This window comes from Pseudomonas sp. FG35 (assembly GCF_057809295.1).
Map to the genome: position 1 here is coordinate 198,109 of NZ_JBMDJR010000007.1, position 20,813 is coordinate 218,921.

At 61.2% G+C, this 20,813-nt stretch carries 19 protein-coding genes; 7 read left to right on the top strand and 12 right to left on the bottom strand.

The window, feature by feature from the left end; translation table 11 throughout:
• Positions 1–17 precede the first annotated feature (17 nt).
• The 6 genes from rodA to ACODTD_RS16020 form a co-directional block, all read right to left on the bottom strand.
• On the bottom strand, positions 18–1,121 hold the full coding sequence (gene rodA, locus ACODTD_RS15995; RefSeq protein ID WP_050761190.1) for a rod shape-determining protein RodA: 1,104 nt from the start codon (positions 1,119–1,121) through the stop codon (positions 18–20).
• 31 nt (positions 1,122–1,152) lie between these two features.
• Positions 1,153–3,048, bottom strand: coding sequence for a penicillin-binding protein 2 (gene mrdA / locus ACODTD_RS16000; RefSeq protein ID WP_011336099.1), 1,896 nt, complete (start codon positions 3,046–3,048; stop codon positions 1,153–1,155).
• A gap of 9 nt (positions 3,049–3,057) precedes the next feature.
• The gene (gene rlmH, locus ACODTD_RS16005; protein WP_009051038.1) at positions 3,058–3,525 is read right to left on the bottom strand and encodes a 23S rRNA (pseudouridine(1915)-N(3))-methyltransferase RlmH; all 468 of its coding nucleotides are present in this window, start codon (positions 3,523–3,525) and stop codon (positions 3,058–3,060) included.
• Between the two features lie 9 nt (positions 3,526–3,534).
• Entirely contained in the window at positions 3,535–4,029 is a 495-nt protein-coding gene (gene rsfS / locus ACODTD_RS16010) for a ribosome silencing factor (protein ID WP_011336101.1), read from the bottom strand.
• Positions 4,030–4,101: 72 nt separating this feature from the next.
• The gene (gene nadD, locus ACODTD_RS16015; protein ID WP_236676573.1) at positions 4,102–4,824 is read right to left on the bottom strand and encodes a nicotinate-nucleotide adenylyltransferase; all 723 of its coding nucleotides are present in this window, start codon (positions 4,822–4,824) and stop codon (positions 4,102–4,104) included.
• Positions 4,793–6,064 carry a glutamate-5-semialdehyde dehydrogenase gene (locus ACODTD_RS16020; RefSeq protein ID WP_011336103.1) on the bottom strand — a complete coding sequence of 424 codons (1,272 nt, stop codon included), beginning with the start codon at positions 6,062–6,064 and terminating at the stop codon, positions 4,793–4,795. The genes nadD and ACODTD_RS16020 overlap by 32 nt, the downstream gene beginning before the upstream one ends.
• A 177-nt stretch (positions 6,065–6,241) precedes the next feature.
• Between ACODTD_RS16020 and ACODTD_RS16025 the strand changes: the two genes are divergently transcribed.
• The 4 genes from ACODTD_RS16025 (at position 6,242) to ACODTD_RS16040 (ending at position 13,614) form a co-directional block, all read left to right on the top strand.
• Positions 6,242–6,937: a DNA-3-methyladenine glycosylase gene (locus tag ACODTD_RS16025; protein ID WP_201818744.1), complete on the top strand. Its 696-nt coding sequence runs from the start codon at positions 6,242–6,244 to the stop codon at positions 6,935–6,937.
• A 54-nt stretch (positions 6,938–6,991) separates the two neighbouring features.
• On the top strand, positions 6,992–8,308 hold the full coding sequence (locus tag ACODTD_RS16030; protein WP_285357826.1) for a bifunctional DedA family/phosphatase PAP2 family protein: 1,317 nt from the start codon (positions 6,992–6,994) through the stop codon (positions 8,306–8,308).
• A gap of 148 nt (positions 8,309–8,456) precedes the next feature.
• Positions 8,457–11,903: a calcium-binding protein gene (locus ACODTD_RS16035; RefSeq protein ID WP_236676574.1), complete on the top strand. Its 3,447-nt coding sequence runs from the start codon at positions 8,457–8,459 to the stop codon at positions 11,901–11,903.
• A gap of 244 nt (positions 11,904–12,147) precedes the next feature.
• Positions 12,148–13,614 carry a hypothetical protein gene (locus ACODTD_RS16040; protein ID WP_238383043.1) on the top strand — a complete coding sequence of 489 codons (1,467 nt, stop codon included), beginning with the start codon at positions 12,148–12,150 and terminating at the stop codon, positions 13,612–13,614.
• Positions 13,615–13,625: 11 nt separating this feature from the next.
• Here ACODTD_RS16040 and ACODTD_RS16045 read toward each other — a convergent pair whose 3' ends face one another.
• From ACODTD_RS16045 to ACODTD_RS16055, 3 genes are read right to left on the bottom strand one after another with little or no spacing between them, the layout of a single operon-like run.
• Positions 13,626–14,216: an LON peptidase substrate-binding domain-containing protein gene (locus tag ACODTD_RS16045; RefSeq protein WP_007958639.1), complete on the bottom strand. Its 591-nt coding sequence runs from the start codon at positions 14,214–14,216 to the stop codon at positions 13,626–13,628.
• Between the two features lie 10 nt (positions 14,217–14,226).
• Positions 14,227–14,943, bottom strand: a complete 717-nt coding sequence (locus tag ACODTD_RS16050; protein ID WP_007958637.1) for an LrgB family protein — start codon at positions 14,941–14,943, stop codon at positions 14,227–14,229.
• Positions 14,943–15,305 carry a CidA/LrgA family protein gene (locus ACODTD_RS16055; RefSeq protein WP_085654991.1) on the bottom strand — a complete coding sequence of 121 codons (363 nt, stop codon included), beginning with the start codon at positions 15,303–15,305 and terminating at the stop codon, positions 14,943–14,945. The genes ACODTD_RS16050 and ACODTD_RS16055 overlap by 1 nt, the downstream gene beginning before the upstream one ends.
• A 193-nt stretch (positions 15,306–15,498) precedes the next feature.
• On the opposite strand from ACODTD_RS16055, the gene ACODTD_RS16060 reads away from it, so the two are divergent.
• The 3 genes from ACODTD_RS16060 to ACODTD_RS16070 all read left to right on the top strand — a co-directional run bounded on the left by ACODTD_RS16060 (position 15,499) and on the right by ACODTD_RS16070 (position 18,461).
• Positions 15,499–15,954 carry a MaoC family dehydratase gene (locus tag ACODTD_RS16060; RefSeq protein ID WP_007909575.1) on the top strand — a complete coding sequence of 152 codons (456 nt, stop codon included), beginning with the start codon at positions 15,499–15,501 and terminating at the stop codon, positions 15,952–15,954.
• 110 nt (positions 15,955–16,064) lie between these two features.
• On the top strand, positions 16,065–17,792 hold the full coding sequence (locus ACODTD_RS16065; protein ID WP_201818751.1) for a C13 family peptidase: 1,728 nt from the start codon (positions 16,065–16,067) through the stop codon (positions 17,790–17,792).
• A 27-nt stretch (positions 17,793–17,819) separates the two neighbouring features.
• Entirely contained in the window at positions 17,820–18,461 is a 642-nt protein-coding gene (locus ACODTD_RS16070; RefSeq protein WP_011336110.1) for an oxidoreductase, read from the top strand.
• 34 nt (positions 18,462–18,495) lie between these two features.
• On the opposite strand, the gene ACODTD_RS16075 is transcribed toward ACODTD_RS16070, so the two are convergent.
• Genes ACODTD_RS16075 through mpl form a run of 3 tightly spaced genes read right to left on the bottom strand, consistent with a single transcriptional unit; the run spans position 18,496 to position 20,766 of the window.
• The gene (locus tag ACODTD_RS16075; RefSeq protein WP_011336111.1) at positions 18,496–18,792 is read right to left on the bottom strand and encodes a YceK/YidQ family lipoprotein; all 297 of its coding nucleotides are present in this window, start codon (positions 18,790–18,792) and stop codon (positions 18,496–18,498) included.
• Positions 18,785–19,420 (bottom strand): flavin prenyltransferase UbiX, encoded by a 636-nt coding sequence (gene ubiX / locus ACODTD_RS16080; RefSeq protein WP_201818753.1) that lies wholly within the window; start codon positions 19,418–19,420, stop codon positions 18,785–18,787. Before ubiX ends, ACODTD_RS16075 begins: the two co-directional genes overlap by 8 nt.
• Positions 19,417–20,766, bottom strand: a complete 1,350-nt coding sequence (gene mpl / locus ACODTD_RS16085; protein ID WP_201818755.1) for a UDP-N-acetylmuramate:L-alanyl-gamma-D-glutamyl-meso-diaminopimelate ligase — start codon at positions 20,764–20,766, stop codon at positions 19,417–19,419. The genes ubiX and mpl overlap by 4 nt, the downstream gene beginning before the upstream one ends.
• Between the last annotated feature and the right edge of the window lie 47 nt (positions 20,767–20,813).

The window sequence follows — 20,813 nt, forward strand, 5'->3', positions numbered from 1 at the left end:
TGAACTCTTCACCTTATTCAAACCTGTGCGATCCACTTGCGATGGGTATGGATCGACATCAAAACCCCAAACGCTGACAGCAGCGTCACCAGCGAAGTTCCGCCGTAGCTAATGAACGGCAACGGCACCCCCACCACCGGCAACAGGCCACTGACCATACCGATGTTGACGAAAACATAAACAAAAAACGTCATGGTCAGTGCGCCAGCCAACAGTTTGCCGAACAGCGTTTGCGCCTGGGCGGTAATCACCAGGCCACGACCGATCAGCAACAGATAGATCAACAGCAATGCGCAAATGCCCACCAGGCCGAACTCTTCGCCGAGTACGGCAATGATGAAGTCGGTGTGGCTTTCCGGCAGGAAGTCCAGGTGCGACTGAGTGCCCAGCAGCCAGCCCTTGCCGAACACGCCGCCGGAACCGATGGCGGCTTTCGACTGGATGATGTTCCAGCCGGTGCCCAACGGATCGCTTTCCGGGTCGAGGAACGTCAGGATCCGCTGTTTCTGGTAGTCGTGCATGATGAAGAACCACATCGCAACCGACACCGGAATCGCCGCCGCCAGCACGCTGAGAATCCAGCGCCAGCGCAGTCCACCCATGAACAGCACGAAGGCGCCGCCGGCCAGAATCAGCAGCGAAGTGCCGAGATCCGGCTGACGCACGATCAGGGCGAACGGCACACCGATCAGCAGCAGACTGATACCGACGTGCTTGAGTTGCGGCGGCAGCGTACGTTTGGACAGGTACCAGGCGATGGTCGCCGGCATCAGGATCTTCATGAATTCCGAGGGCTGGAAGCGAATCACCCCGGGGATGTTGATCCAGCGGGTCGCACCCATTGCGTTGTGGCCCATGATGTCCACCACCATCAGCAACACCACGCCGATCACGTAGCCAAGCGGCACCCAGCGCGCCATGAACCTTGGTTCGAACTGGGCGATGACGATCATCGACACCAGACCGATGCCAAACGATGTGGCCTGTTTGGCCAGCAAGTCCCAGCTCTTGCCGCTGGCCGAATACAGCACGAACAGGCTGCCGGCCGCGAGAATCAACAACAGCACCAGCAACGGGCCGTCGATATGCAGACGTTGCAACAGCGTCGCCCGGCGACGCATCACATCCTCGCTGGAGAGCATGCGATCGAAATTATTCATCACGGGCCGTAGCCTCCGCACTGATAGGGCTGGCGTATTCGGCCTTCAACCGTCCGTCCTGATCCAGCAGCCAGGCATCCATGACCTGCCGCACCACCGGTGCCGCGACGCCGGAACCGGACTCACCGTTCTCGACCATCACCGACACCACGATCTTCGGGTCATCCGCCGGCGCGAAACCGACAAACAGGGCGTGGTCGCGGTGGCGCTCCTGAACCTTGGAACGATCGTACTTCTCGCCCTGTTTGATCGCCACAACCTGCGCCGTACCTGACTTGCCGGCGATCCGGTATTGCGCGCCGATCGAAGCCTTGCGCGCGGTGCCGCGGGCACCGTGCATCACCTGCTGCATGCCGTGGTTGACCTTGTTCCAGTCGGACGGGTCGCGCAGGATGATGTCCGGCATCGGGTTTTCATCCTTCGGTTTCTCGCCTTCGATGGTCTTGGCCAGGTGCGGGCGGTTCCACACGCCCTTGTTGGCCACCAGCGCCGTGGCCTGGGCCAGTTGCAGCGGGGTCGATTGCATGTAGCCCTGGCCGATCCCGAGAATCAGGGTTTCGCCGGGGAACCACGCCTGACGCCGGGTCGCGCGTTTCCACTCGCGGGACGGCATCAGGCCGGGGGATTCTTCGAACATGTCCAGCGAGACCTTCTGGCCGATGCCGAACTTGTTCATGTAGGCCGACAACCGGTCGATGCCCAGTTTGTGCGCCAGGTCATAGAAGTAGGTGTCGTTGGACCGCATGATCGCCGTGTCGAGGTCGACGAAGCCGTCCCCGGTGCGGTTCCAGTTGCGGTACTTGTGATCGTAGTTGGGCAGCATGTAGTAACCGGGGTCGAACACCCGGCTCGACGCCGTCACCACGCCCGCATCGAGACCGGCAATCGCCACCGCCGGCTTGATCGTCGAACCCGGCGGGTACAGACCGCGCAGCACGCGGTTGAACAGCGGCCGGTCGATCGAATCGCGCAGCTCGGCGTAGGCCTTGAAGCTGATGCCGGTGACGAACAGGTTCGGGTCGAAGCTCGGCTGGCTGACCATCGCCAGCACTTCGCCGGTTTTCGGATCGAGCGCCACCACCGCGCCACGCCGACCGCCCAGCGCAGCCTCGGCAGCTTCCTGCAACTTGATGTCGAGGCTCAGGACAATGTCCTTGCCTGGCACCGGATCGGTACGCTTGAGCACGCGCAGGACGCGGCCACGGGCGTTGGTCTCGACCTCTTCGTAACCCACCTGACCGTGCAGCTCGGCTTCATAGAAGCGCTCGATGCCGGTCTTGCCGATGTGGTGGGTACCGCTGTAATTGACCGGATCGAGGGTCTTCAGCTCTTTCTCGTTGATCCGCCCCATGTAACCCACCGAGTGCGCGAAATGCGCGCCCTGCGGGTAATGACGCACCAGTTGCGCGACCACCTCGACGCCCGGCAGACGGAACTGGTTCACCGCGATCCGGGCGATCTGCTCTTCGGTCAGCTCGAACAGGATCGGCACCGGCTCGAACGGCCGGCGGCCCTGGCGCATGCGTTTCTCGAAGATCACCCGGTCTTCCGGCGTCAGCTCCAGCACCTCGACGATCACGTCGAGCACCTGCTGCCAGTCGCCGGAGCGCTCGCGGGTCATGCTCAGGCTGAAGCTCGGACGGTTGTCCGCCACCACCACGCCGTTGCGATCGAAAATCAGGCCACGGGTCGGCGGGATCGGCTGGACATGCACCCGATTGTTTTCCGACAGAGTCGAGTGATATTCGTACTGAATCACCTGCAGGTAATACAGCCGCGCAATCAGCACGCAGATCAGTGCCACCACCGCAATTGCGCCGAACACGACGCGACCACGCACCAGACGGGCGTCTTTTTCGTGGTCCTTGATGCGGATCGGCTGAGACATGAGGGCGGGTTACTTGTGGTAAGGGTGGCCGGACAGCACGGTCCAGGCACGATACAACTGCTCGCCGATGAGGATGCGCACCAGCGGGTGCGGCAGCGTCAGCGGCGACAACGACCAGCGCTGATCCGCGCGGGCACAGACTTCCGGCGCCAACCCTTCCGGGCCACCGACCATGAAGTTGACCGTGCGCGAGTCCAGGCGCCAGCGATCGAGTTCGACTGCCAGTTGCTCGGTGCTCCACGGCTTGCCATGAACTTCGAGGGTGACGATCCGCTCGTTCTGCCCGACCTTGGCCAGCATGGCTTCGCCTTCCTGACGGATGAAGCGGGCCACGTCGGCGTTCTTGCCACGGGTATTGAGCGGAATTTCCACCAGTTCCAGCGCCAGCTCGGACGGAAGACGCTTGGCATATTCATGCCAGCCTTCTTCCACCCACTTTGGCATGCGTGAACCGACGGCGATCAGTCGCAGTCGCACAGCAATCCCTTACAGCTGGTCTTTGTTGAGCTTGGTGAAATGCTCGTGGGTGTTTTCCGGGCTGTGGTGCTTGGCATCCGCCGCACGGCTCTGCTCGGCACCGGCCCACAGGCGTTCCAGGTCGTAGAACTGACGTGCAGAGGCAGTCATCATGTGCACGATCACCAGGTCCAGATCCAGCAGCACCCAGTCGCTGTCGCCCTTGCCTTCTTCGCCCAACGGCTTGGCGCCGTTCTTTTTGACCTCTTCGCGAACCTTGTCCAGCATCGCGTTGATCTGGCGGTTGGAAGTACCGGTGGCGATGATCATGTAGTCGGTGATGCTCTGCTTGTCGCGCACATCAATGATCTGGATGTCCTGGGCCTTGACGTCTTCCAGGGCTGCAACGGCAACCTTGACCAGTTCGTCGCCCTTCAGCGGTTCGTTGGCGTTGACCGGCTCTGGCAGCGGGGCGCTCTTGAATGTGCCTTTGCGCTTTACTTTGGTTTGGTCTTTGTCAGTCATATAAAACTCGTTTTGCTCATATATTCGGCGGCTTGGCGACACGTGGATTCGTATCAGTGAAGCACGCCTTGTTCAGTTCGACGCACGGTACAGACCGTGCGCATCGATGTAGGCCAGGACCGCGTCGGGCACCAGGAAACGTACCGACTTACCGCTGGCCAGCAGTTGACGGATCTGGGTGGCGGAAACCGCGAGCGGTGTCTGCCGGACGAATGCAATCTGTCCGCTCGGCCCCTTCAGGGCCAGCGGGTCGCTCACCGAACGCGCTGCCAGCAGGTTGCGCAAGGCATCCGGCGGTTCGCTGTCGGCGTCCGGGCGCTGTAGCACCAGGATGTGGCAATGCTGGAGCAACTCTTCCCAGCGGTGCCAAGTGGGCAGGCCGCAAAACGCGTCCCAGCCCAGAAGCAGAAAAACCTGGGTCTCGGCGGCCATTTCGGCACGCAGCGACTCCAGGGTATCGATGGTCCAGGACGGTTTGTCCCGCTGCAATTCGCGGGCGTCCACCACCAGCGGCGGCACACCGGCCACCGCACATTCAACCATTGCCAGCCGATCCTGCGCCGACACTTGCGGCGTATCGCGGTGCGGCGGCCGGGCGCTGGGCATCATGCGCAGCTCATCGAGCCCAAGCGCTTCGGCAACTTCAAGCGCACCACGTAGATGGCCGACATGCACCGGATCGAACGTCCCGCCCAGTACGCCAATGCGCCGGGGACGAGGTTTCTTGCCGGTTTTCGGCGTTTTCAGGTCGAGGTCGGACAAGTCAGACCGTCGCCTGGCCGCGCAACTGACCATCACCGACCACGATGTACTTCTCGCAGGTCAGTCCTTCGAGGCCCACCGGGCCACGGGCGTGCAGCTTATCAGTAGAAATGCCGATCTCGGCACCCAATCCGTATTCGAATCCGTCGGCGAAGCAGGTCGGGGTGTTGATCATCACCGACGCCGAGTCGACCTGAGCCACGAACTGGCGGGTGTCGGCGAGGTTTTCGCTGACGATCGAGTCGGTGTGATGGGAGCCGAAATGGTTGATGTGCTCGATGGCCTGATCCAGGCCATCCACCACGCGGATCGACAGAATCGGCGCCAGGTACTCGGTGCTCCAGTCTTCTTCGGTCGCGGCTACGGCCTCGATGATCGCCCGGGTGCGTTCACACCCCCGCAGCTCGACGCCCTTTTCGCGGAACTGTTTGGCCATCGACGGCAGGAAATCCTTCGCCACACGTTGATCGACCAGCAAGGTCTCCATCGCACCGCAGATGCCATAGCGATAGGTCTTGGCATTGAAGGCAATGCGCTGGGCTTTCGGCAGGTCGGCGTGTTCGCTGACATAGACGTGGCAGATGCCGTCCAGGTGCTTGATCACCGGCACCCGGGCGTCACGACTGATGCGCTCGATCAGGCCACGCCCACCGCGCGGGACGATCACATCGACGTACTCGGGCATGGTGATCAGCGCGCCAACGGCGGCGCGGTCGGTGGTTTCCACCACTTGCACAACGGCAGCCGGCAGTTCGGCTGCGGCCAGACCGCGCTGGATGCAGGCAGCGATCGCACGGTTGGAATGAATCGCCTCGGAACCGCCGCGCAGGATGGTCGCGTTACCGGACTTCAGGCACAGGCTGGCGGCATCGATGGTCACGTTGGGACGGGATTCGTAGATGATCCCGATCACGCCCAGCGGCACGCGCATCTTGCCGACCTGAATGCCCGACGGACGGAAGCTCATATCACGGATAGCGCCGACCGGATCCGGCAGCGCTGCGACCTGACGCAGGCCGACGATCATGCCGTCGATGCGCGCCGGGGTCAGTTCCAGACGTTCCAGCAGGGCCGGCTCCAGGCCGTTGGCGCGACCGGTGGCCAGATCCTGTTCATTGGCTGCCGCAAGCTCGGCGCGGGCGGCGTCCAGGGCATTGGCGGCAGCCAGCAGGGCGCGGTTTTTCTGCGCGGTGCTGGCACGGCCGATGACGCGGGAGGCTTCGCGGGCGGCGCGACCCAATCGGGTCATGTAGTCAAGAACGGACTCAGTCATGGTCTGCTGGGGTCTTGGCAAAGAGGAAAGCGGCAGATTATAGCTGTCGCGTCCCGGGACTAACAGCGGTGACGGGCGGATGGTCGAAATGGACCACGATTTGCCGACGTTCAGCCGGGATTAAGCCTTGAATTGTTATCATCACGACCTCTTCCGCCTGGATAAACCCTGTTTGCCATGTCCAACCTGACCGTTCGCGCCACCTCCACGCGCCAGCCTGTCGGCCTTGCGGACGCTTTTTTTGACCGTGACGCCCAGACACTGGCCCGCGATCTGCTCGGCAAAGTCATTCGCCACCGCGTCGGCGATTTGTGGCTCAGCGCCCGAATCATCGAAACCGAGGCCTATTACTGCGAGGAAAAAGGCAGCCACGCGTCCCTCGGCTACACAGAAAAGCGTAAGGCTTTGTTTCTGGACGGCGGCCACATCTATATGTACTACGCCCGTGGCGGCGATTCGTTGAACTTCAGCGCCCAAGGCCCGGGCAATGCGGTGCTGATCAAATCGGCCTATCCGTGGGTCGACGAGATCAGCGGCCCGGCCAGCTTGGCGCAGATGCTGCTGAACAACCCCGATGCTCAGGGACGCCCGCGTCCGTCGCAGAAACTCTGTGCCGGGCAGACGCTGTTGTGCAAGGCGCTGGGACTGAAAGTGCCGGTGTGGGATGCCAAGCGCTTCGACCACGACATTCTGCTGGTGGAAGACACCGGCCCTGCGCCAACTCATGTGATTCAGACCACGCGCCTAGGCATTCCCCATGGCCGTGACGAACACCTGATGTATCGCTTCGTCGATGCCGCCTATGCCCAGTGGTGTACGCGGAACCCGCTGCGCCGGGGCCAGGTCGAAGGTCGCGATTATTTTCTGCTGTGAATGCACACCCATCGGCCCGCCGATCAGGGACATCAATGAAATGGAGTGGTTTGTATGGGCCCATGGCTCGATAGCGTGACCGGGTGGCTGGCCGCCAATCCGCAGTGGCTGGCCGCTGCTGTGTTTGTCGTGGCCTGCGTGGAATGCCTGGCGATTGCCGGGTTGATCGTGCCCGGCACAGTATTGCTGTTTGCCGTAGCAGTGCTGGCCGGCAGCGGTGCACTGTCGTTGAGCGAAACCCTGTTGTTGGGTTTCCTCGGCGGGATTCTCGGCGATGTGGTTTCGTATTTCCTCGGTCGCCACTTCCACCAGAATATCCGGCGCTTGCCGGGGTTGCGCCATCATCCGGAATGGATGGCCGGCGCGGAAACCTATTTCCAGCGCTATGGCATTGCCAGCCTGCTGGTCGGACGCTTCATCGGGCCGTTGCGGCCGATGTTGCCGATGGTCGCCGGGATGTGCGACATGCCCTTCCCGCGCTTTGCGGCCGTAAGTCTGTTGGCCGCCGCCGGCTGGAGCCTCGCGTACCTGCTGCCGGGCTGGGCCACCGGAGCGGCGATTCGGCTGCCACTGCCGGAAGGCTTCTGGTTGCAGGCCGGGATCGTTGCCGGCAGCATCGCGGTGATGGTCGGCCTGAGTGCCAACAGCAGCTTGCGTCGTCATCGCCGGGCGACGCTCTGGATCAGCAGCATGAGCCTGTTGATCCTGATCGGCCTGTTCATCGGCTACCCGTATCTGACCGCCCTCGATCAGGGCGTCATGACCCTGGTGCAGGAACACCGCCGCCCGGCGCTGGATGAAGTCGCGGTGGTTTTCACCCTGATCGGTGAATTCCGCAACATGCTGCTGTTCAGCGCCCTGCTGACTGCGTTGCTGTTGCTGTGCCGACAGTGGCGCCACGCGATCTTCGTGGGCGGCACCCTGCTCGTCACGGCCCTGGCCAACACCGGCACCAAAATGTTCTTCGCCCGGGTGCGCCCGGAAGTACTGACTGATCCGCTTACCAGCTACAGCATGCCCAGTGGTCACGCTTCGGGGTCGTTCGCGCTGTTCCTGGCGCTCGCCGTGCTGGCCGGACGCGGGCAGCCGCCGCGCCTGCGCCTGACCTGGTTGTTGCTTGGCTGTATACCGGCGCTGGCAATTGCCCTGTCACGGGTATACCTGGGAGCGCACTGGCCAACGGACGTCCTGGCCGGGGCCATGCTCGCTGCCTGTGTCTGCGCAGCGGGCCTGTGGCTCAGCCAACGCGATGCACCTCTTGGTGCCATGCCACAGAAAGTCTGGTGGCTGGTATTGCCGGCTCTGCTCGCTCTGTTTGGCTTCTTCGTATTGCGACACTTGCCACACACCTTGTTGCGATATGCCTACTAGGCCCGCGCTCAACGCCTACCGGCGCATGCCCGGGCGGTGAGCGCCGGCAAACATTTGGCAAAGCAAAAGCTCATGAACAAGTCCGTGCCTCATGCCACATTCCGGCAGCTGCACCACAAACGGACTTGTGAAAAGAGCAATGACTTTGATGAATCAACCGATCCACCCTCCCCGGGCTGACCGACCGTCAGCGCCAATCAAAATATCCGACCTGACCACCCGACTGGATCAAGCCATCCAGTACAGCCCCCCGCCCTCGGGCCAAAAGCCGGGGCTCGCAGACCTGGACGAGCTGTTCGGCCCGTTGCGTATCGGTGAATTCAGTGTCAGTCGCCAGACACTCCAGGCCTTGGGCGTCCGAATCGATGGGCAAACCCTATCGGCGGCCAATACCTACTTTGCCGACCCTGACCAGGCATTCATCGATTCGCTGGAATTCGACACCGTTCAAATGGAACAACGGATGAGAGCCGTACCCTCGCCCGAAAACCTGCAGATCCCGCCCCTGCTGTACGAAATCGTCACCCAACGCTCCCCCGATGCGGCACCGCTCATGCGCGAGATGCCCACCGGCGAGTTTGCTGACGCCATGAACAAGATCAACCATTTACTGAACGCCACCCAACGCCTCGACATTCGTCGAGACCCGCTGCCCGAGCACCTGCCGGACTGGGTCGACAAAGCCAAAAGCCGCGGAATGACCAGCATGGGTGTCGGCATGCAGGCGTATGGACTCTACAGCGCTTACATCGGTGCTATCGATGCCCTCAAGAAGGGCGACACAGGTGAAGCGCTGATCAATGTTGGTGGAGGCGTCGCGGAAATCACCTCTCTGGGCGTGGAGTACGCCCTGAGCAAGAGCGGGGAGCAAATGATCCGCCAGGGATCCATGGCCTTCGAACAATTCGGCAGGACTTCCATGGGCAAGTGGCTATGCCGCGGGGCCGGGCTGATCGCCAGCGTGCTGACGCTACCTTTCGATATCTATATCGCGATCAAGTCCTTCAACGATGCCGCCAAGGCTCAGGGCAAGGAAGCTCAGGATCTGTACGTGACGGGTGGACTGAGCGTGTTCAGCGGCGCATTGTCCCTGGCACTTGGCTGCGCGGCATTGACAGGGTTCCAGGCAGCGGGTCCGCTGGGCATTGCCGCCGCCGCGATAATGATTGTCGGGGCAAGAATCTATGGTGCCGTGCGAGCCGTCGACGACATCGACGATTACATCGAGCTGACGGTGAACGAGCGCTGGCGGGCCGGCTGGTTTGCGTTCACCGGACAGGATCAGGACAAGGCGCTCATGGATCGCTACCTGATCGCCAAGACCACCGCCGACTACGCCAAAGCCCTGAAAACCCGCAGCCTTCACTGGCTGGCCAATGAATTCAGGGAAACCGTCGACGTCATTGTCAACGGTCGATTCGAGGTGACACTGCAACCCACCCGTATCTATCGTTACCAATGGGACGAAGACAAGGGCGAAACACCCTACACCATCGAAAACCTGCCCCTCATCAAAGACACGGACGACTCGTATGACACGCGAGACGGTTTACCGGATTCGGATTCCGTCGTCTCCATAACGAAAAGTGACCCTGCCAAAGGGGTTTTCTGGAATCTGGGCGGTGGCCATGACACGGTGCAGGGTGCCAAGGACAAGCCAAACTTCTTCAGCTACACCACAGGCCGCAAATCCCTGAGCGGTGGCGACAGAAACGACTCCTTTGTGTTTCAGACAGCGTCAGAAGCACTCTCCTACGATCCGATCAGGGCCAGCGAGCTGTCGGGGGGCGACGGAATCGATCTGTTGTGGCTTCAAGGCACGCACAAACACCTCGACCATATTCCCGACCCACCCCGCCACCTCGGTTATGACATCGATCTGAAACGTGGAAGGCTGGCGTTGCGCCCCGCGAGCCCGGGACTTGAACCGGTACTGCATTCGACGCTCAAGTCCATCGAAAAGGTCGAAACACTTGCCGGCGCAACCAATCGGGTCACCGGCTCCGATCAGGCGGACATCATTGCGGCCAATGGCAACGATCACGTCGATGCCGGTGCCGGGGACGATCAGATATCCGTACGTGGTCTGAATGCCACAGTCGATGGCGGTCGCGGCAGTGATACCTATTATCTCGACCCGATGTGCCACAAGATCTCCATCACCGAGGACGGTCTGGAGCCGAGCAAGATCTATCTGGGCGTATCGCTTGAAGCCGTCCAGCGCTGGTTCGTCCGGCAGAACGCGCTGGTGATCGAGTCACTTCGAGACGATGATCTCCGGTCGCCCAGGCGCGAACTGATACTGGAGAACGCTTACCAGACCATCGATGGCAAACGCATCCTGCATCACGACAAATGGGCGTTCATTACCCAGGACGGTTTTCACTTGCAGCCGGATTGGCCCACCGAGATTCCGGAGTCCGGCGATCTGCCCGTCAGCGTCACAATCCTCACATCAGGCGTACCCAAGGCGTCTCCGGTGCAGATCAACGATCATCCGCACGTAGTTTCGGCTCAAGCACACTCCCAGTATTTCGTTTCCCGCCAGATCCGTCGCGCAGCCCTGATCACCCCGAAAGACGGCCTTCCTTCGCACAGCACCGTGTATATCGATTTCGACAGCGAGGAAATTGTCAGCGTCAGTGCCACTTATGTCGTGAGCATCACGGAGACGGAGGCGTTCACATTCCTCGATTACGACAATGTCCATTTCACCCTGACCTTCGCTCGGGGAGCCCGGCTCTCGCTGCATGGAAACGTGATCGGAAGCCGGGACCGGAAAAGCGACATGGGCGCCGGCAACATCGCCGCCGGGTGGGCAATGAATCATCCCTTGACCCTGGTGATGCGAAATGGCGTTTCCTATCGTCTGGACTATCCTCGGAACACCTATCTGGAGGATGCAAGGAACCCGGGCTACCGGGTCATTGAAAGTCGTGCCTCATTACGCGAGCGGGCAGGTCGATACCTGTTCGTCAGACCGTCTGTCAGCAAGCGCTCCTTGAAGAACACGCCGCAACGGGTTGATTTTCTGGCCACCGAACACAACGCGACCTACTGGCTGGAAGGAAGATCGGCAAGTTATGAACTTTTTCCTGCCAGCAATCTCTCCATACGCTTGTCCACCGCCGACGCCGAGGCCAGACTTTCCGGCTCCTCCACGTGGCTCATTCATACCCATCTTCTGCCTGAAAAAATCACTCTGCGCGACCTCAGCATCAAGAATGACCTGATCAGGATCGGCAGCGTTCACGTCCACCTGCCAGACAGCAATGATCCACTACTGCCACTGGAAACCGTCGAGGTGGCGATCTCATCGGGGAACCGTTACCGGATCAATGCCCTGTTCGAGGTGATCGGCCTCTGCACTGCCGATGCCCGGGCCTACTCGACAATTGATGCGCTGGTTCAGGACGCACAGGATCACCAGCGTCGCGACGAGCTTGAAAGCAGTGACTTGCAGATCCTGAACCTGCGCTTGCACGATGCTGCTCCCGGCAGGATTTTTTACAACGTAGCCACCGACATCTGGAGACTCGAAAGCGAGCCGTCCCGTGTGATATCGATCGAACACCTGTCCATCGTCAAGGAATGACACCATGCGGCCCAAAGCCCCCTCACTATCAACCCCTTCCAGGATCAACACATCCGTCGATACTTCGGCTTTACCTCCCCGACTGCGGCCACCGGATCAGCCCCCACAGTCACAACATTCACTGTCCGAGTCGGTGATATCAGGCAACCGGAACCCGGGTCATCAACAGCCATCCGCAGCGATACCCGGCCTTTCAAGAATCCAGGTCTCGGACTTGCCGGGCCTGCCCCGAGAATCGGCAGTCGTGTTGAGCGACTATCTGTTGAACCCCGGCCTGCTGCGTAACATGCAACCAGCCAATGAAGAAGGCTTGCGCCATATCGTCGGACGCAAGTTTGTCGATGTGAAAGACAACGGTACCGTATACGTGGAGTTCGACCCGCACCTGGGCACTTATCGGGCAATGGATCTGTACAAAAAGCTTGCGCCCGGACCTGCGCTCTACAGAAATGTCGGTGAAACGACATGGAGTCCGGCTCAAGCGGCAGATTCGGCGAGCCCGCTGAAACGCCCCATTCCCGAAGATGGACACAGGGCGGAAGCCACACTGGCCAAACAGCCGCGAATCACGTCGATGCCCGCACAATTGAACGCAGCCACGTCCGAATTGCTGGATACACATTTCGCACGGCTGCATCCGCAGATGACTCAAGGCGAACGGGTCATGGAATTGCGCTCGTACAACCTGTCTCCTCTCCAGCACGTCCGACTGCGCGACGACCTGATTGCCCATCCGTCAGCGCTTCCGGAATGGGTCGCACAGCACAAGAGCCGGTCACTGAACGCGGACGACCCTGCACGCTACGACGCATTGCATCAGGAAATAGAGCCCCTGCTCCTGCCACTGAGAAACGGCAGGCTGTTGCTCAGTCATCTGGGGGACTATGGCGATTTCAGCGAAAGCGTCAGTCGCGAATTCCTCGACGGATTCCTTGCAAGGCTGGGCTACCTGCGCAACGGCAGCGACGTCCTGTACCGCACAGACATCCCGGCCCTGTTCCGGGCCGATGAACGGACGCCCTTCGAGTTCTACAACGATGACCGGATGTTGCCGCGGCTCAAGCATCCTCGTGGAGCAACCACCGAGAAACCGATCAGCGCAACCGTCAGTCTGAAGCGGGTTGAGCGATATGCAGGCAGAGGCACGGGCTACCCCGATCCGGAGTATCTGCTCTACAACAACCAGAAAAACAAATACCCCGGACGCAAGCCCGGTGACCCCGACAATGAATCAGGGGAATCCGACAATGACTGGTCCGAGGCTTCGGATGTGGAACTCGACTCCGAACGCAATTACGAAACCGTCCGGCACGATCAGACGATCATATTTGCGTACGTCATCGACACGCGAAAAATGGAAGTCGTCCTGAGAGAAGAGAATCATCTGCTCAACAACGCCGCCAGGAACAAGGGTGCGTGGTTCCCGGAGGATGAACTTGAAGCGCTGATTTCAACGTCGAAACGGGGCATCGAATCGGAACGCCTCTGGCTGCTCGACTCCACCCTCACTCGCGCTGCGAAAGTCGATGACATCGCTTATGAGGCAGGTTATCGACAGCGCAATGAAATAGAAGCGCGGACCCATCAAGGCGTCGACAACCGATACGAATACGATGCCCTGATCGACAAGGTCGCCCAGGCCGGCAAGCCGGTACTGACACTGGGCAAGGACAAGGAGTGGTTCGCCAACGACATCATCTGGCCCGAATAGCGTTTTTGGCTCTAGGCAAACAGCTCGCCCTGCAACTCATCGAGCAGCGCCTGGATCGCATCCAGCCGCTGCTGCGGATCATCGAGTTGCAGCAGGTCGATCTTGTCTTCCTCGGCAAACGGCAGCAGATAAGCCAGCTGATTGGCCAATGACTGCTGCCCGGCAGCCTCGATACCCATGTTCAGCGCCTCGACCATCGGGTGCTCGGCCAGGGCCTTGAGCAACGCCACCAGATCGGCGTCTTCATCCTGCAACGGTTGTTCGGGCTCTTCGTCCAGCCACTCGACCTCGGCCACGATCAATTGGTCGCGTTGCACTTCAGTGCGCTGCACGATGAAGCGCCGCCCGCCCTGCACCCGGATGCCCAGCAGTCCGTTGTCCTGCTGCTGGAAATCGGTGATGCGCGCTTCGCAGCCGACCATGGCGAAACCTTCCGGCGCGACGCCGACTTCGCTGCCCTCAAGGATGCACACCACGCCGAACCCGCCGCCCTGTTTCATGCAGCGGCCGATCATGTCCAGGTAGCGCGCCTCGAAGATCTGCAAATCCAGATTGCAGCCGGGAAACAGCACCGTGTTCAGCGGAAAAAGCGGCAGACTCATAGACATTTCCTTACACCACCATCGACACCGCCAACGGCAGGAACACCGCCGTGGCCACGCCCATCAGACTCATCGCCAGTGCCGCGAAGGCGCCGCACTCATCGCTTTCCTGCAAGGCCACCGACGTGCCGACCGCATGCGCGGTCATGCCCAGCGCCATGCCGCGCGCCTCCGGGCTGTGCACGCCGAGACGGGTCAGCAGCGCCGGGCCGAAGATCGCACCGATCACCCCGGTAATCAGCACGAACACCGCCGCCAGTGCCGCGACACCGCCGATCTGCTCGGCCACGAGCATGGCGATCGGCGAGGTGACCGACTTGGGCGCCATGGTCATCAGGATCATGTGATCGGCACCGAACCACCAGCCCAGCGCCACGCCCATGCCCGTGGCGACCACGCCACCTATCACCAGCGTAGTAAAAATCGGCCAGAACAATTGGCGGATGCGTCGCAGATTCAGATAGAGCGGCACCGCCAGCGCAACGGTCGCCGGACCCAGCAGAATACTGAGGATCTCGGTGCTCTTGCGGTACTCGGCATAAGTCAGGCCGCAGCCGACCAGCACGCCGATCACCAACAGCATCGAGACCAGCACCGGTTGCAGGAAGATCCAGCGGGTTTTCTCGAACGCCGCCAGCACCAGTTGATAGGCACCCAACGTGATGCCGATACCGAACAGGGGGTGGTGAATCACCGAAGCCCAGGCACCTTGCCAGTCGAACAGCATCAGGATTCCTCCGAAGGCGGCGCGTGACGCTTGACCAGCCGTTGCATCAGCACGCCGGCGAAGGCCATCGACAGAATCAGCGACACCACCAGCGCACCGACGATGGCCCAGAAATCCGCGGCAATCGCCGTGGCATACACCATCACACCCACCGCTGGCGGCACCAGCAGCAACGGCAGGTAACGCAACAGACTGCCGGCCGCAAGGTTCAACGGCTCGCCGACTTCACCGCGCACGATCAGGAATACCAGCAACAGCAAAAGGCCGATGATCGGCCCCGGCAGCACCGGCAACAGCAAATGATTGAGGGCCGTGCCGAGCAATTGAAACAGCACCAGCCACGTCAGGCCACGTAGCAACATCCGACATCTCCGTCTTACTTTCCAACCCGCAAGTCGTCGGCATTATAAGCACGCCTGCGCTATGGATCGGCATTCGCCAAAAGCATGGTCGGTTGACCTGAGCAAATCGCCATGATGATCTACAGTGGTTCGCAGGGCGGTCAAATCCCCCACCTGAAAAACTATAAAACCGATGAACCCAAGGAGAGTCTCAATGCCCTATGTTCCCGTTGCAGAGCTCAAAGATTATGTCGGCAAGGAACTCGGACGTTCCGAATGGCTCACCATCGACCAGGAGCGCATCAACCTGTTCGCCGAAGCCACCGGGGATTACCAGTTCATCCATGTCGACCCGGTCAAAGCCGCGCAAACGCCATTTGGCAGCACCATTGCACACGGTTTCCTGTCGTTGTCGCTGATCCCGAAACTGATGGAAGACATCCTGATCCTGCCGCAAGGCGTGAAGATGGTGGTCAACTACGGTCTGGACAGCGTGCGCTTCATCCAGCCGGTCAAGGTCAATTCCAAGGTCCGCCTCAAGGTCGACCTCGGTGAAGTGACCGAGAAGAAACCTGGCCAGTGGCTGCTCAAGGCCACCGCCACCCTGGAGATCGAGGGCTCGGACAAACCGGCCTACATCGCCGAACCGCTGTCGCTCTGCTTCGTTTAAGCGCCTGGATGCGAAACGGCTCACGCTGTTTCGCATCCGCTCCTCCCTGCCGGCTGTATAAGGTCACATAGCTGCGGCATACTCGGTCGCCTAATTGCCCGGATCCCGCTATGCGCTCATTCGCCCCTCTTGCTCCCCTTGCCTTGACCCTGTTGCTGGCCGCGTGTGGCGACGGCGAATCGCTGTTGCCGCCGGATGCGCGCCTGCCCGACGGCGGCCGCTATCGCGGTGAACTGGTCGATGGCTTGCTGCAAGGTCAGGGCCGGGTCGACTACCCCAACGGCAGCTGGTACGCCGGGGCGTTCGACAAGGGGCAATGGCATGGCCAGGGCGAATGGCATGGCAGCAATGGCGAGGTCTATCGCGGCAACTTCCAGCAAGGGCTGTTCGACGGCCAAGGCACATTGACCACCACGGCAGGCAGCTACACCGGCGGTTTCAAGCAGGGTCGGCGCGAAGGCGAAGGCACCCTCAAAGAAAACGCGATGACCTATCGCGGCGAGTTCAAAGCCGACCAGTATTCCGGACTTGGCCGGCTGGAGCTGGATGACGGCAGTTCCTATCAAGGCCAGTTTGCCCACGGCAAACCCAACGGCGAAGGCCAGCGCGGCGATGCCAGCGGCAATCAGTTCACCGGCCACTTCGTCAATGGCCAGCTCGAAGGCAACGGCACCTTCAACAGTGCCGACGGCGACATCTACGTCGGCGGCTTCAAGAACAATCAACTGCACGGCAAGGGCCGCTACGAAAACGCCGACGGCGATGTGTGGCTCGGGCAGTTCAAGGAGGGCGCGCTGACCGGCAAGGGCGAACTGATCGGCGCCGACGGCAGCCACTACATCGGCTACTTCAACGACTGGCGCTTCAGCGGTCAGGGTCGCCTGAACCTATCCGATGGCAGTTTCTACATCGGCGGATTCGACAGCGACAGCTATTCCGGACGCGGCACCTTGGTGCTCACCGATGGCAGCGTGCTCAGCGGCACCTGGATCAACGGCCAGCGGGTACGCGATGCCGACGGCAAATTACTGCCGGACACCCTCGAACTCGGCCTGCTGGCCCAGGGTCGCCTGCTTGATGAAGCGCTGGCCAATGTACCGGCCTCGACCCCGGCAGTGGAGCTGTACACCCTGACCCTCGGCGGCGACGGCAAGCAGAGCGTGTTCCTGCGCGAATCCGATTACGTGGCCAACATGCTCACCAGCCGTTTCGGCGCGTTTGGCCAGATTCGCCTGGTCAACCATCGCGACCACCTCGGCGACCGGCCGATGGCCACTCGCGAGAACCTGCGCCGCGCAGCCCTGACCCTGGCCGAACGCAGCGGTCCGGAAGATCTGGTTTTCATTTACCTGACCAGCCACGGCACTGCCGAACACGAGCTGGTGCTCGACCAACCGCGGATGGAGCTGGCCGACCTGCCCGCCGACGAACTCGCCGCCGTGCTCGCACCGCTGAAGAACCGCGACAAGATCATTGTCATTTCCTCGTGCTATTCCGGGGGCTTCATTCCGGCGTTGAAGGATGAACGCACGCTGATCATGACCGCCTCGCGCGCCGATCGCGTGTCGTTCGGCTGCTCCGAGGAGGCCAACTTCACCTACTTCGGCGATGCCCTGTTTGCACAGGCGCTGAACCAGACCGACGACCTGGAACAAGCCTTCAAACTGGCCAAGGCCACCGTCGCCGAGCGCGAACTGGCGGACAATTTCGAAGCCTCTGAACCGCAGATCTGGGCGCCGAAAACCGTGCTGGCGCACTGGCAACTGCTGCGTAAACAGCAAGCGAGAAAAGCCTTGCAAAGTGCTGCGTTGAACGACGGAGCGACAAAGAGCAACTAAGCTGAACAGTATCAAGGGAGAGACACTATGTACTTGACGCCTCAGCATGTCTTGCTTGCCGGAGCCACCGGATTAACCGGTGAACATCTGCTCGACCGTCTGCTCAACGAGCCGACGATCAGCCGCGTCCTTGCCCCCTCACGCCGGCCGCTGGCGGAACATCCGCATCTGGAAAACCCGGTCGGCGATCCACAGACGTTCCTTCCACAACTGGCCGGCCGGGTCGACATCGCGTATTGCTGCCTCGGCACCACCATCAAACAGGCTGGCTCTGAAGAGGCGTTTCGCGCCGTGGATCTGGACATGGTGGTGGCGTTCGCCAAGCGCGCCCGGGAAATGGGCGCAAGGCACCTGATCGTGATCAGCGCCCTGGGGGCCGATCGTCGGTCCTCGATTTTCTACAACCGGGTCAAAGGCGAGATGGAATACGCGTTGCGCGCGCAGGACTGGCCGCAACTGACCATCTGCCGGCCATCGCTGTTGCTTGGCGAACGCAGCGAGCCCCGTCTGGGCGAACAGCTTGCCGCGCCATTCTCCAAATTGATTCCCGGCAAATACCGCGGTATCGAAGCCTGCCAACTGGCCCGCGCCATGTGGCGGTTGGCGCTTGAGGAACAGGACGGAGTGCGGATCGTCGAGTCAGATGAATTGAGAAAGCTCGGCAAGTAAAAACAAAAAATCGCAGCCATCGGCTGCGATCTTTTTAGAGCCCGCCTGTCGCCTGAAAGCCTACGCCGATCACTGTCAGCAACGACAACGGCAACAGCAGCGTATCGAGCAACGCGCTGGCCGGCAGATCCACACCGGGATAGCTAGGTGCCTCGGCGCCAAACCGGTCCATCGCACAACACCCGCCATTCATCGCATACAGATCCAGCCGTGTGCCGGAATACACCACCGGCGCGCCGGGCTTGGCGGCATCCAGCGTGCGCGCGGTGGCGCAGCCGGTCAGTTGCAGGGCCAGCGCCATCAGCAACACAGCAGCCAGCAGCTTATTCATCGCTGCTCAGATGGTGTTCGCCCCAGCGCGGCAGCATGTCCTGGGGAATGCCCAGCAGATTGAGAATCCGCGCCACCACGAAATCGATCAGGTCATCAATCGTCTGTGGTTGGTGATAGAAACCCGGTGAGGCCGGCAGGATGGTCACGCCCATGTTCGACAACTTGAGCATGTGTTCCAGATGAATGCTCGAATACGGCGCTTCGCGCGGCACCAGAATCAACTGGCGACGTTCCTTCAACGTCACGTCCGCCGCCCGTTCGATCAGGTTGTTGCAGGCGCCGGTGGCAATGGCCGACAAGGTGCCGGTCGAGCATGGCACCACCACCATGGCGGCCGGGGCGCCGGAACCCGAGGCCACCGGTGACATCCAGTCTTCCTTGCCGTACACGCGGATCTGCCCGGCAGCCGCGCCGGTGTATTCGGTGAGGAACGCCTGCATCATTTGCGGCTTGGCCGGCAACGCCACGTCGGTCTCGGTGGCCATCACCAATTGCGCAGCCTTGGAGATCAGGAAGTGCACCTCGCGATCCTCGCGCACCAGGCAATCCAGCAGGCGCAAGCCGTACTGGGCGCCGGACGCGCCGGTCATCGCCAGTGTGATGCGTTCTGGGCCGTTGCTGTTCATTTCAACGCCTCGGCGAGTTTGCCGTGCAGGCCGCCGAAGCCGCCGTTGCTCATGATCACCACGTGAGTGCCGGGCTGAGCCTGGCTCTTCACGCGCTCAATGATGCCTTCCAGCGAATCACTGACGATCGACGGCACGGTGCACAACGCGGCGGTGCCTGCCAGATCCCAACCGAGGTTGGCCGGGGCGTACCAGATCACTTGATCGGCATCGACCACGCTGTCCGGCAGACCGTCACGGTGGGCGCCGAGCTTCATCGAGTTGGAGCGCGGCTCGATGATCGCGATCAGCGGCGCATCGCCGATACGTTTGCGCAGGCCATCAAGGGTGGTGGCAATCGCGGTCGGGTGGTGGGCGAAGTCATCGTAGATGGTGATTTCCCGAACTTCCGCGACTTTCTCCATCCGGCGTTTCACGCTCTTGAACGCGCTCAACCCGGCGATGCCCATCGACGGTACAACGCCGACATGACGCGCCGCGGCCAGAGTGGCCAGGGCGTTGGCAACGTTGTGCTGACCGGTCAACTCCCACTCGACCACGCCTTGGGACACGCCTTCGAACATCACTTCAAACGCCGAGCCGTCGTCCTTCAGCAACTTGACCTGCCACTGACCGCCGGCACCGGTGGTTTGCACCGGGGTCCAGCAGCCCATCTCGATCACACGTTGCAGGGCCGGTTCGGTGGTCGGATGGATCACCAGACCTTCGCTCGGAATGGTCCGCACCAAGTGGTGGAACTGCCGCTCGATGGCCGGCAGATCAGGGAAGATGTCGGCATGATCGAACTCAAGGTTGTTAAGGATCGCCGTGCGCGGACGGTAGTGGACAAACTTCGATCGCTTGTCGAAGAACGCGCTGTCGTATTCGTCAGCCTCGATCACGAAGAACGGCGTACCACCCAGACGTGCCGACACCGAGAAGTTCTGCGGCACGCCGCCGATCAGGAAGCCCGGGCTCATGCCGGCGTGTTCCAGTACCCAGGCGAGCATGCTGCTGGTGGTGGTCTTGCCGTGCGTACCGGCAACCGCCAGCACCCAGCGACCTTGCAGCACATGGTCGGCCAGCCATTGCGGGCCGGAAACGTACGGCAGGCCTTTGTTCAGCACATATTCCACTGCCGGATTGCCGCGGGACATGGCGTTGCCGATCACCACCAGATCCGGTGCCGGATCAAGCTGCGCCGGGTCGTAGCCCTGGGTCAACTGAATGCCCTGAGCTTCGAGCTGGGTGCTCATCGGCGGATAGACGTTGGCATCGGAGCCCGTCACGTGATGGCCCAGCTCTTTGGCCAGAACCGCCATCGAGCCCATGAAAGTCCCGCAGATACCCAGAATATGAATGTGCATAGTCGACCTCGTAAAACATGGCCGCAGGGTAGCCCAGGCAGGGGAAA